The 12,328-nt window shown below is 50.3% G+C and carries 9 protein-coding genes and 1 tRNA gene; 4 read left to right on the top strand and 6 right to left on the bottom strand.

Annotated elements, in window-relative coordinates; all coding sequences use genetic code 11:
- Window positions 1–15: 15 nt before the first annotated feature.
- The 3 genes from VMW30_10950 to VMW30_10940 form a co-directional block, all read right to left on the bottom strand.
- A tRNA-Val gene (locus VMW30_10950) sits at window positions 16–90 on the bottom strand.
- Between the two features lie 63 nt (window positions 91–153).
- Window positions 154–627: a peroxiredoxin gene (locus tag VMW30_10945; GenBank protein HUW88864.1), complete on the bottom strand. Its 474-nt coding sequence runs from the start codon at window positions 625–627 to the stop codon at window positions 154–156.
- 9 nt (window positions 628–636) lie between these two features.
- Window positions 637–1,029, bottom strand: coding sequence for a DUF3052 domain-containing protein (locus VMW30_10940; GenBank protein ID HUW88863.1), 393 nt, complete (start codon window positions 1,027–1,029; stop codon window positions 637–639).
- 248 nt (window positions 1,030–1,277) lie between these two features.
- On the opposite strand from VMW30_10940, the gene aceE reads away from it, so the two are divergent.
- Genes aceE through glgB form a run of 3 tightly spaced genes read left to right on the top strand, consistent with a single transcriptional unit; the run spans window position 1,278 to window position 7,802 of the window.
- Entirely contained in the window at window positions 1,278–3,998 is a 2,721-nt protein-coding gene (gene aceE, locus VMW30_10935) for a pyruvate dehydrogenase (acetyl-transferring), homodimeric type (protein HUW88862.1), read from the top strand.
- Entirely contained in the window at window positions 3,995–5,941 is a 1,947-nt protein-coding gene (locus VMW30_10930) for an alpha-1,4-glucan--maltose-1-phosphate maltosyltransferase (protein HUW88861.1), read from the top strand. The genes aceE and VMW30_10930 overlap by 4 nt, the downstream gene beginning before the upstream one ends.
- A gap of 7 nt (window positions 5,942–5,948) precedes the next feature.
- The gene (gene glgB / locus VMW30_10925; protein ID HUW88860.1) at window positions 5,949–7,802 is read left to right on the top strand and encodes a 1,4-alpha-glucan branching protein GlgB; all 1,854 of its coding nucleotides are present in this window, start codon (window positions 5,949–5,951) and stop codon (window positions 7,800–7,802) included.
- Here the strand turns inward: glgB and VMW30_10920 are convergent.
- The 3 genes from VMW30_10920 to VMW30_10910 are packed head-to-tail and all read right to left on the bottom strand — an operon-like array spanning window position 7,799 to window position 11,069.
- Complete coding sequence (locus VMW30_10920; protein HUW88859.1) at window positions 7,799–8,977, bottom strand: MFS transporter; 1,179 nt, start codon at window positions 8,975–8,977, stop codon at window positions 7,799–7,801. The two genes, glgB and VMW30_10920, sit on opposite strands and share 4 nt — an antisense overlap.
- Window positions 8,978–9,838 (bottom strand): tetratricopeptide repeat protein, encoded by an 861-nt coding sequence (locus VMW30_10915; GenBank protein HUW88858.1) that lies wholly within the window; start codon window positions 9,836–9,838, stop codon window positions 8,978–8,980. It lies immediately after the preceding gene.
- Between the two features lie 10 nt (window positions 9,839–9,848).
- A complete protein-coding gene (locus tag VMW30_10910; protein ID HUW88857.1) occupies window positions 9,849–11,069 on the bottom strand; it encodes a DUF4032 domain-containing protein in 1,221 nt (406 codons plus the stop codon).
- An 88-nt stretch (window positions 11,070–11,157) separates the two neighbouring features.
- Between VMW30_10910 and VMW30_10905 the strand changes: the two genes are divergently transcribed.
- The gene (locus VMW30_10905; protein ID HUW88856.1) at window positions 11,158–12,279 is read left to right on the top strand and encodes an AI-2E family transporter; all 1,122 of its coding nucleotides are present in this window, start codon (window positions 11,158–11,160) and stop codon (window positions 12,277–12,279) included.
- Window positions 12,280–12,328: the final 49 nt, after the last annotated feature.

Raw genomic sequence — 12,328 nt, 5'->3', positions numbered from 1 at the left:
CCTCCACTGTTTTTCTGGTGGGCGCTGAGGGTTTCGAACCCCCGACATCCTCGGTGTAAACGAGGCGCTCTACCACTGAGCTAAGCACCCTGACGGTCAGCAGATTCTACTGGATTAGTACCAGTTGACCGAATTGTCGACCGAAGTCACTAGTTAAAGGGCTGCAATCGCCGTTTTGTAGTCCAGAGCGCTCCTGGCGTCACCCATAACGTTGACTACCTGCCAGCGAAGAATGCCTCTCTTATCGATAATAAATGTTCCTCTGATGGCACATCCGCGAGCCTCGTTAAATACTCCGTAGGCCTTGGATACTTCACCGTGCGGCCAGAAGTCACTCAAAACTGGGAATTTGTATCCCTGCGCCTGCGCGAAGGATCTCTGCGAAAATATTGAGTCGCACGAGATTGCCAGCAATTGCACATCATCATTTTGGAATGCATTCAAGTCGTCACGAATTTCACAGAGTTCACCAGTGCACTTTCCGGTAAACGAGAATGGATAAAAGAGCAGAACCACATTCTTCTTATCCCGAAATGAAGTCAGTGATACTTTAGCTCCATGCTGGTCGGATAAATCAAAATCCGGCGCCAGAGTTCCAATGGCAAGGCTTCCAATGCTTTGGGACATATAGAGAACTTATCGCTTAGCGGCCTTTCGTGCCACCAATCGTGTCGCGGACCAATCCGGTGCAACCGAAAATGAAGATGTCTGACTTAGCCCCGCAGTCGGTGCTGCATCTTGAATATCACTTGGTTCAACATGATTAGGTCTACCAACTTTCGGAGTGATAACCCAGATCGGACCGCCATCAGTTAGGTATGCAAGGGCATCGACCAATTCGTCTACCAGATCGCTTCCGTCATCTCGCCACCAGAGCAGGACGGCATCGACCACCTCTTGCACATGACCACTAATGAATTGATTGCCCGTGAATTTAATAATGTCCTGGCGAAGCGTTTCATCACAGTCATCGCCATAACCCGATTCCAGAATAAGAAAACCTGGCTCAAATCCCAATCTTTCTGCCATTGTCCCCGAGGGGGTATTCACCAACGCCGTCCCTTCTCACATCTTCACGAAAGCGCAGAAAATCTGCGCTTTGGCAATTTTGGCCCCGCTGGCCAAGGGATAAGTCCACCCAAGAGTTGGCCTCTGCGCAAGACCATTTAACGGTTATTTCGCCATTTTTTCGCGCAGAAATCTCCCCTTTGCCGGCAATCGTCTGGCATTTTGGCCCCGATGTGACGGGAGGCACCTAAAGAGGGAAAGATAGGGGCATGAGCGAAATATTTAATACGCCCGATCAGGTCATCGACCAACTTGTTGATACCGATCCCCAGGAAACCGCCGAATGGCACGCCTCCTTCGACTCCGCTCTTGAACATGCCGGCCCCGTCCGAGCCCGCTACCTCATGCTGAGTCTGCTCAAGCGGGCACGAGAAAAAAATGTCGGTCTTCCCTATCTGCGAACTACTGACTACATCAACACCATTCCTCCAGAGCGCGAACCCACTTTCCCAGGTGATGAGGCAGTCGAGAAGCGCATCCGTGCGGCAATTCGTTGGAACGCGGCCATGCTGGTCCATCGTGCACAGCGTCCTGGCGTTGGTGTTGGCGGACACATTTCAACGTATGCCTCATCGGCGGCTCTTTATGAAGTGGGATTCAATCACTTCTTCCGGGGCAAAGATCATCCAGGTGGCGGAGATCAAATTTACTTCCAGGGACATGCCAGTCCTGGAATGTATGCCCGCGCCTTTATCGAAGGAAGATTGAACCAAACCCAACTAGACGGATTCCGACAGGAGCTCTCTCACGATGGAGGTGGCCTTTCCTCTTATCCGCATCCGCGATTAATGCCGGAGTTCTGGGAATTTCCCACCGTCTCCATGGGTCTTGGACCGTTGAATGCCATTTATCAAGCGCGTTTTAATCGCTATCTGCACAACCGCGGCATAAAAGACACCAGCCAGCAGAATGTCTGGGCATACCTGGGCGATGGCGAGATGGACGAGCCAGAAAGTCTTGGTGCAATCGGACTCGCAGCGCGCGAAGGACTAGACAACCTGACATTCGTCATCAACTGCAACCTGCAACGCCTAGATGGACCAGTTCGTGGCAACGGAAAAATCATCCAAGAACTTGAATCCATCTTTGGTGGAGCAGGTTGGAACGTCATTAAAGTCGTATGGGGTCGGGAATGGGATCCGCTATTAGCCCAAGATAGGGAAGGCGCACTCGTCCAACTCATGAATCAAACCCCGGATGGGGATTATCAAACTTTCAAAGCAGAAAGTGGCGCGTACGTGCGCGAGCATTTCTTTGGTCGCGATCCCCGCACAGCCGCAATGGTCGCCAATTGGTCCGATGATAAAATCTGGGGACTCAAGCGCGGTGGTCACGACTATCGAAAGCTCTATGCCGCCTATAGCGAAGCCGTCAATCACAAGGGAAGACCGACAGTTATTCTGGCAAAGACCATCAAGGGCTGGACTCTTGGATCAAGTTTCGAAGGTCGCAACTCAACGCACCAGATGAAGAAAATGACTTTGGAAGACATCATGACCTTCCGCGATCGCCTGCAGATTCCAGTTCCAGATGACCAACTTGACGCGAAATTACCTCCTTATTACAAACCTGCAGAGGATTCTCCAGAGACCCAGTATCTGCTGGAGCGCCGTAGAGCCCTGGGTGGATCTATCCCGCGCCGTCGCACCCAATCCCGGCCACTGCCGCAGCCAGCCGATTCCGTCTATGAATCAGCACGACGCGGCTCGGGAGCGCAAGAAGTTGCGACGACCCAGAGTTTCGTCCGACTTCTCAAAGACCTTCTCAAGGATCCCGGGATGGGAAGTCGATTTGTACCGATCATTCCCGATGAAGCCAGAACTTTTGGAATGGATTCGCTTTTCCCATCACTCAAAATCTATTCCGCGCTGGGGCAGACCTACACATCAGTCGACCGCGAATTAATGCTCTCGTACAAAGAATCTACATCCGGGGTGATTCTTCACGAAGGAATCAATGAGGCGGGATCTGTTGCCTCCTTCACCGCGGTTGGGTCCTCTTACTCCACTCATGACGAACCAATGATTCCGATTTACATCTTCTACTCAATGTTCGGTTTCCAACGGACAGGAGATGCATTCTGGGCGGCAAGCGATCAGATGGTACGGGGATTTGTCCTGGGTGCCACTGCGGGTCGCACCACTCTCAATGGTGAAGGTTTGCAACACGAAGATGGACACTCGCCACTGCTCGCATCAACAAATCCTGCAGTAGTTGCCTACGATCCAGCATTCGCATTCGAAGTCGGTCACATTGTCAAAGATGGTCTGCGACGAATGTACGGTGAAAATAGTGAAAATATCTACTATTACCTGACCGTTTACAACGAGCCTTATGTTCAGCCGGCAGAACCAGAGAATCTGGATGTCGATGGACTACTAAAGGGTATTTATCAGTATTCACCTGCTCGGGGCGACGCAAAGTATCACGCGCAAATTCTTGCCTCGGGTGTAAGCCTCAACTGGGCTCTTAAAGCCCAACAACTTCTTGAAGAAGACTGGGGCGTTTCTGCATCCGTCTGGTCGGTGACCTCATGGAATGAATTACGTCGAGACGGATTGGAAACAAATAAGCACAATTTGCTCCACCCGCACGATCAACGCAAAGCGTACGTCACTACAAAATTGGAGGGTGCCCAAGGCCCTGTTGTCGCGGTAAGTGATTTCATGCGAGGGGTGCAAGATCAAATTCTGCCGTGGGTAGAACAACCATTCCTCTCTCTTGGTACCGATGGCTTCGGATTATCCGATACTCGCGGCGCTCTACGTCGGCATTTCAAAGTGGATGCGCAATCCATCGCGATTGCAGTGCTGTCGCAACTTGCTCAAAGTGGCGAAATCCACTCGAGCCTCGTTGAGGATGCAATAAAAAAGTATCAGATTTTCGACATTTCAGCTGCCGATGCTGGCAACACTGAGGGCTCTGGTTGATAGGGCGAATTCCAATCACGGATGTCTCCCCCGTTTCTCTTCTCGGGGGAGAATTCGTTCCTGTCAAAGCAATCCCCGGCGAAATCATCACAGTATCTGCCACTGTTTTTCGTGAAGGTCACGATGCGCTTGGAGCGCAGGTAGTCGTACTGGATTCTTCAGGAGTTGAGATTTACCGGAAACGAATGGTCGAGATCTGGCCAGGAAGTGATCGATATCAAGCAGAGCTCGCCCTTCCCGTCACTGGTGATTTCGCATTCTTTGTTGAATCTTTTGATGACCCGTACGCAACCTGGCACCATGACAGCGAAATCAAAATAAGTGCGAATATCGACCCCGAACTCTGTTGCGAAATGGGCTCCCTAATTTTTGCGGAAGCTATCGGCTCCTCATCGAACAAACTTCTAACAAATGCTCTAGAAGCACTTCAGAACAGGTCGATGGCACCCGCCAACCGATTCTCAATCGCCACAAGCGGAGATATACGAAGTTATTTCTATGAAAAACCACTTCGCCGATTAGTGACCAAAACCGACTTATTTCCGATCCGAGTGGACCGCGAACGTGCCCTCGTCGGGGCATGGTATGAATTCTTTCCCCGAAGTGAAGGCGCTACTGCACATGCAAGCGGAACTTTTGCCACAGCAGCCAAGCGACTTGCTGACGTGGCGGCAATGGGATTTGACGTTCTGTACTTGCCGCCAATTCACCCCATTGGCCTGACTTTCCGCAAAGGCGCAAACAACTCACTTAATCCAAGGGCCAATGAGCCGGGAGTGCCGTGGGCAATTGGCAATAGAGATGGTGGGCACGACGCGATAAATCCCGAACTTGGCACCATGCAGGATTTTGAAGGTTTTGTAAGTAGTGCAAAGACAGTTGGATTAGAAGTAGCTATGGATTTCGCGCTCCAAGTTTCACCCGATCATCCTTGGGTGAAAGCCCACCCCGAATGGTTCAACCACAGGCCCGATGGAACAATTGCCTACGCCGAGAATCCACCTAAGAAATACCAAGATATTTACCCAATTAACTTTGATAAAGATTACAACGGCATTCTCGCTGAGGTGACGCGGATCGTTCGATTCTGGGTCAGCAAGGGTGTCACAATTTTCCGAGTAGATAATCCGCACACAAAGCCACTCCACTTCTGGCAAGAATTCCTCAAAATAATCAGAGAGCAGAATCCAGAAGTAATCTTTCTGGCAGAGGCATTTACCCGCCCTCCCATGATGCACGCACTGGGCAAAGTTGGATTTCACCAGTCGTATACATACTTCACGTGGCGGACAAGCAAGCAAGAACTCATTTCATACGGCAACGAAGTTGCCACCGAGACGAGCGCGTTCTTTCGTCCAAGTTTCTGGGTGAATACGCCCGACATTCTTCCTTTCCACTTACAGACCGGAATTCCCGCCATCTTTGCACTTCGTGCGGTCCTCGCCAGCACACTCTCGCCTTCATGGGGGATGTATGCAGGGTACGAACTTTTTGAGCACGAACCTTTGAAGGAGGGTAGCGAGGAGTACAAGAATTCTGAAAAATATCAGATACGGATCCGTGATTTTGAGGGCGCGAAAGAGAAGGGCAACACCTTGGCTCCATTTATCGGCACGCTCAATCAGATTCGCAAAGAGCACCGGGCGTTGCAACGCTTACGCAATCTAATATTCCATAACACTGGCTCTGATGCCATTATTGCCTACTCCAAGAAAGAAGGGTCAGATCTCATCCTTGTGGTCGTCAACCTCGATCCCACCTGTCCCCAAGAAACAGTGGTGCACTGGGATATGAATGCTCTTGGAATTGATTCTGAAAAGTTTGCCGTAACCGATTTAATTGACGGAACATCTTTTGAATGGTCCAGCGATACTTTTATTCGATTAGATCCCACGGGATCACGTGGCAAAGTCGCGCATATCGCACATGTGAATTTCGGATAACCTACTAATGTCCTTACTTGGCGAGATCGATCTCTACCTGATTGGTGAGGGTCGCCATGAAAAGCTTTGGGAGGTTTTGGGTTCTCATATTAAATACTCTCCTAACGGAGTGGTCACCGGCACTACGTTTGCGGTCTGGGCACCCAACGCGCGTGAGGTAAGCCTGATCTGCGATGCCAACTATTGGGATCGAAACACACACAAGTTGTCTCCCGTGGGAAAGAGCGGAATCTGGGAACTTTTCGTTCCCGACGTCGGTGAAGGACTTCACTACAAATACGCGATTTTGCAGCGTGACGGGAAATGGATCGATCACGCAGATCCACTTGCCCGACGGACGCAGACTCCTCCCCTCACCGCTTCAATTGTTTTTGAATCAAATTTTCAGTGGAGCGATCAACCATGGATGGATCGAAGAGAGTCCTTTCAATCATGGAGGCAACCCGTCTCAATCTATGAGGTCCATCTCGGATCCTGGAAACTCGGACTCAGTTACAACCAACTCGCGATTGAACTCATCGAATATGTGAAGAATCAAAAGTTCACTCACGTGGAATTTCTTCCAGTCATGGAACACCCATACGGCCCATCTTGGGGATATCAAGTCACATCCTTTTTCGCTCCCACATCACGGTTTGGTTCCCCCGATGATTTTCGCCATCTCATCGATGCCCTTCACGCCGCCGGTATCGGAGTCATACTCGATTGGGTGCCCGCCCACTTTCCCAAAGATGAATGGGCGCTCGCCAACTTCGATGGCACTGCGCTGTACGAGCATGCCGATCCACGATTAGGAGAGCACCCAGACTGGGGAACTCTCATCTTCAACTTCGGCCGCACGGAGGTAAAGAATTTCCTCGTTGCAAGTGCACTTTTTTGGCTCACTGAATTCCACATTGATGGTCTTCGAGTAGATGCAGTGGCGTCCATGCTCTACTTGGACTACTCCCGCAAGGAAGGCGAATGGCTTCCCAATAAGTTTGGTGGCCGTGAGAATTTGGAGGCGGTCCAGCTTCTGCAAGAAGTGACTTCTACGGCATATAGAGAACACCCCGGAATCATGATGATCGCAGAAGAATCAACCGCTTGGTCTGGCGTTTCAAGGAGTACCGACTCCGGAGGGCTTGGCTTTGGATATAAATGGAATATGGGGTGGATGCACGACACTCTCTCTTACCTCCAGAAGGACCCTATCCACCGTGCCCATCACCATAACGAAATCACCTATTCGATTCTTTATGCCTGGAGTGAGAATTACGTCCTGCCAATCTCGCACGATGAGGTGGTGCACGGCAAAGCCTCACTCGTAAATAAATTCCATGGAGATCGTTGGCAGAAGCTTGCGACCATGAGAGCTCTCTACGGTTTTATGTGGGCGCACCCCGGTAAGAAATTGCTTTTTATGGGTTGCGAATTTGCTCAAAGTGATGAGTGGAGCGAAAGCCTGGGATTGCAGTGGCACCTCGCTCAGTACGGCGAACACCAAGGCATTCAAAAGAGTGTCAAGGCACTCAATCACATTTACGTCGCGACTCCCTCACTGTGGGAGAAGGACGCATCTCCTGAGGGGTTTACTTGGCTGGTCAACAATGATGCGCCTAGCAACATCCTCGCCTTCGTACGCTGGGATGATGCGCGGAATCCACTGGTCAGCATTACAAATTTCTCTCCTATTCCTCATGAACGGTATGAAATGACTCTGCCGGTATCGGGTAATTGGAAAGAAGTGATGAATACCGACGATGTTGCATTCGGTGGTAGCGGAATTTCAAATGAGAATATTACATCTCACGTTGAATCGGGAAATCGTGTCAAATTGCGAATCCCACCTCTTGCTACGTTATGGCTTGCGTTAGGTTAATCATTTGCCTTCTGTACAGTGCGAGCAAAAGTGGAGACCAACAAGAGCATAATTGCCGGAATAAGAAGAGCCAAAGCCACCGAAGTTATCTGAGCGGTCCACGCAATAACGGGCTTAATAACAAGCACCAGCGACGTATTGATCGCGCCCATTTGCCCGATAACAACGCTTCCTGGCGACTTAGATCGATTACTAGCAGCGTGCATGAAGGTCGGCGCGAGGAAAGAATCGCCAAGCCCCACAATGAACAGTCCACCCAGCACGATAACGAAACCCGCGGTCGCTGAACTCTTGCTGACCTGGACTCCAATCAGGATAGCAAGAATAAAAGTTGTGCCGCCCACCAGAGTGCAGATCCTGATTAACTTACCAATTCCAATGTATTCGGTCACGTGATGGAAACTCAGGCGGCCAATAATCATTGCGAGAATAAATAGAACATACGGAAGAGCGCTGAGACTGGCGCTCATGTGCAGTTCTTCTTTTGAAAAAATCGCTGCCCAGTCTGCAATAGCATACTCAATTGCCAATGCGCAGGTGGCTCCTAGCCCCAGGATCCAATCAATATTGTTTCTATTGAAAAGTACTCTGAATGAATACTCCTCTCTTGGCTCTTTACTTGCCTTGAGCGAACTCGAGGCGATTTTCTTAATAAGAATCAAAGTCGCCACATACACAAAAACGCAGAGCACATCGATGTGAATCCATAATGGAACGTTTCCAATGAGTAGAGCAGAAAGCATCGCAGTTGTGAGTGCGCCAAGAGACCACAATCCATGAAGGCGCGGCATTAAGTTTTCGCGATCACGGGATTGCTCAAAAAGCGCCTGGCTGTTGACCGCAATATGGAATGCGGATATCCCTGCACCAATCATCATGTTGCAAACGAGAAACTGCCACTCAGACCTGATGTGAACGATTACCGCGATCGCGCTAAAGAGAACTGTTGCACTTACTGTCATGACCTTGCGACTTCCAAAACGATGAACGAGTGGACCAACGGCTACCAGACTGATGACCGAGCCGATCGCTCCCATGCTAATGAGAGTTCCGAATTGCCCATTTCCGACATTGAGATTCGCTTTCACCTCAGGAAATCGAGGGACCCAACCCATAATGCCCGCTCCGAAGAGGAAGAAGAGAGCGCCCAGCATCCGTCTTTGTGCAGTCTTCATCTAAAAGAGAGCACTAGCCAAGGCATTTCTCGCCTTGACAAGCCGAGGATCGGATGAATCAACCAGGGAAAAAAGTTCGAGCAGGTGGTTTTTGGCCTGGTTTTTCTCATCGCCCGATGAAATTCGAACCGCCTGAAGCAGCCGAGAAAATGCCGTATCGACATCTCCAGCCACCATTTCGCAATCTGCACATTGAATTTGCAGGTCTATGTTCTCCGGTTGAGCATCTGCGGCTTTTGCCACCAGGGCAGAGTCAAGATTCGAAGTGCGGATCAACAATTGAGTCTGCGCCAATCCAATCTTGGCGTATGGATCAGCAGGCTTGCGTGAAAGAAGTTTTTTATAGGCTTCTTCCGCCTTCGCGTAATTTCCGGATTCAAGCGCGGCAACTGCCTCTTCCTCTTCAGGTTCGATAATTTCCTGGGGCACTCCACCAATACCTTGCTCGGCGCCAATCGCCAACACTTTATCTATCACTGATCTTATTTGTGCCTCTGGATGGCTCTGCTCAAAAAGTGGGACCACTTGTTCGGCAACAATTGCAATTGCATATGGAATGGTGCGAACTTGCAGTGCTTGGGCAACCTGCGCCTCAACATCAATATTGACGGTACCTAGTATCCATTTGTCAGCGTCTTGATTTTGCAATTTGGCCAAAATCTCCAGAACCGCAATCGACTCAGGACTGCGTGCTGACCAACAGAGAAGTATTACAACTTTCTCCCGTGAAAGAGGCAGAAATTCTGAAGCGAGATTCGCCGCGGTTACTTCTTTAGCTGCCACGGATACGGATTGAGTAACTGGTGGTTTTCCAAGCGCGCTGAGATCTATGGCGCGACCAAAATTTGGAGGAAGTGTCACAGACGTACTCTCACTTTAATTCAACACCTGAATCTCTTCGGAACGGAAGGATCTCGGAAATATAAGAACGTGCTGCATATTCTAACCCAACATCCCGACCAGCTTTTTCACTCAGATACCACCGATGCTCAAGAACTTCATGAAATACTTGTGCGGGTTCGACCCTGCCTGCCAAATGCGCGGGGACCAACGAGGTAATGGGTTGAAAAACATTGGTTAGCCAGAGCCGAGCACTTTCCTCTATTGAAGATTGCGGGCTCTCTTGTCGCGTTCGGTACCGATCAAAGGATGCGAGAAGCCGCTTGGCTTGGAGTTCTTCGGTTTCAAGCCCCGTGAGTTCGCGCAGTCTCGCTTGGTGATATCCAGCTGCCACCAACTTCGGCTGGAAGGCAAGTGCCTGATGATTGCCATCCAATGAGACTTGCACTTCCTCAACCGCGAACCCCAAATCTTGAAGTTGCCGCATGGCACGTTCAACCGCATGTCGATCCTCGGGATCGAGCAACTGAGGTTCCCGAAGCGCCGCCCACAGCCGTCGGTATCGCTTGATTACTCCATCACTTGCCCTTACCGGATCCATTCCTGGATAAAGGACTCCAGAAAGAGATAGATCCTCAAGTTCGGCTGCAACATTGAAATGAGCGATCTCCAGGTCGTGCTCGCGTTGTCCATTAGACAAATTCTTGTGAAACTCCCCCGTCTCTGCGTCCACGAGATAGGCCGCAAAACCTTCCGCGTCACGACGAAAGAGGGCATTGGATAACGAGCAATCTCCCCACCAGAATCCCAGCAAGTGCATCCGAACCAGCAGTAGCGCCAGCCCATTGGCCATGGTCATGACGTCATGAGCACTCACTTCGCCAGAGAGCAGCACGCGGTAAGGCAATGAGTATGGAAGGAAACGAGTGACTAGTGCAGAGGGAAGTTCATTTCCGTCTACATCAAGTCGGCCCTCAACCACAGCAATCGGCTCAACACTCGGAGCGTCCAGGCTGGCGAGTTGGCGCAGCAGCCGATATTCGCGGTTGGCAAACTCCGAGACAGTTTCCTTAACCGCATAGATTTCACTGTCAGGGGCTTCCGTTGCTCTCACCAGACGGACAACGTGCCGTGATATTCCGCGCTTCTCGGCCAAACTGGGATCTTCCGGCCAAGACTCGAGTGGACGCTCCCATGGCAAACCCAGAACCGCGGTTATCTCTTCGGCTTGACCGGTTATTCGCAACGCCATGTTCTCATTCTTGCCTATCTATGTTAACCCGAGGTGAACTCAACCCGATTTGAGCCTCATGGAAGCCCGCAATGCTTAGAATGTGATTATGGCAACCAAGGAACCGGCAAAAAAATCGAGTAGGACAAAAAAAGCATTGACTGTCGATTTCGGAGCTCCTGGACTTCCGATCAACCGATCGCATCCCTTTTACTTCGGATTTCTCGCCACGAGTGGTGGGCTCCTAGCCCTTGTCATGCTCCGCTCGCTCGCTGCTGCCAGCCAGATTTTCGTTCTGATTATCATCGCATTATTTCTCGCAACTGGGCTGAACCCCGCGGTCGAATCACTTCGCCGCCGTGGACTATCGCGATCCAGTGCAGTGGCGGTAATTTTCGCCGCCGTCATGATCTTCGTTGGGCTTTTCGCTTGGTTGGTCATTCCGCCGGTAGTCTCGCAGGGAACTCAACTAATAGAGAATGGTCCAACAATTCTTGCGGATTTGAAACATAATGCGACGATCGCAAGCCTTAACGATCAATATGGAATTGTCGACACTTTGCAGAAGAAGTTCGCATCCATCTCATCCAACGGAACGCTTCTCTTCTCAGCATTTGGCGGCGTCATTGGAGTTGGGAAAAGCGTACTCTCAGGAACATTTGCCGCGATTACGGTCCTAATTCTCACCCTCTACTTTCTCAGTTCGCTACCCACCATCATTGAATTGGGTCTGAAACTAGTTCCAGCAACCCGACGAGACAGAGTCACCCGCCTAACCAATGGCGTGGTGGACCGAATTGGAACGTACATAGGAAGCCAGATCACGGTTGCGCTTATTTCTGGCACATTTATTCTGTGCCTAGCAATAATTTTGCGCCTGCCATCCCCGATAGCACTTGCGATGTTGGTTTTCGTTTGCGATTTGGCAATCCCACTGATCGGACACACCATTGGCATATCCATCATCACAATCATTGCGCTTACTCATTCAGTGCTCGTAGGTATTATCGCTTTCGTGGCATATGCGCTTTATGTCCAAGTTGAAAATTATGTCATCACGCCAAAAATAATGCGTAGGTCCTTAGCAATTCCGGGCGTCGTGACCATTATCGCTGCCCTCACCGGGGCGGCATTATTGGGACTAGTTGGAGCACTTCTGGCCGTCCCACTTGCCGCCTCGTTCATTTTGATTCTTGATGAGGTCTTTATACCGAGAGCGGAGAATTCTTAATTTCGTCTGCATTAAATTGCATTGACTATTAATCGCGATGGCATTGAAA

The sequence above is a fragment of the Candidatus Paceibacterota bacterium genome (genome assembly GCA_035530615.1).
Classification (GTDB): domain Bacteria; phylum Actinomycetota; class Actinomycetes; order Nanopelagicales; family Nanopelagicaceae; genus QYPT01.
The sequence above is the reverse complement of the archived record's forward strand: the minus strand, read 5'-3'. Positions and strand labels throughout refer to the sequence as shown.

Bases quoted from the DNA above. Each gene is read 5' to 3' on its own strand.
- VMW30_10945 (HUW88864.1), bottom strand. From the start codon at position 627: ATGTCCCAAAGCATTGGAAGCCTTGCCATTGGAACTCTGGCGCCGGAT.
- VMW30_10940 (HUW88863.1), bottom strand. From the start codon at position 1,029: ATGGCAGAAAGATTGGGATTTGAGCCAGGTTTTCTTATTCTGGAATCG.
- aceE (HUW88862.1), top strand. From the start codon at position 1,278: ATGAGCGAAATATTTAATACGCCCGATCAGGTCATCGACCAACTTGTT.
- glgB (HUW88860.1), top strand. From the start codon at position 5,949: ATGTCCTTACTTGGCGAGATCGATCTCTACCTGATTGGTGAGGGTCGC.
- VMW30_10920 (HUW88859.1), bottom strand. From the start codon at position 8,977: ATGAAGACTGCACAAAGACGGATGCTGGGCGCTCTCTTCTTCCTCTTC.
- VMW30_10910 (HUW88857.1), bottom strand. From the start codon at position 11,069: ATGGCGTTGCGAATAACCGGTCAAGCCGAAGAGATAACCGCGGTTCTG.
- VMW30_10905 (HUW88856.1), top strand. From the start codon at position 11,158: ATGGCAACCAAGGAACCGGCAAAAAAATCGAGTAGGACAAAAAAAGCA.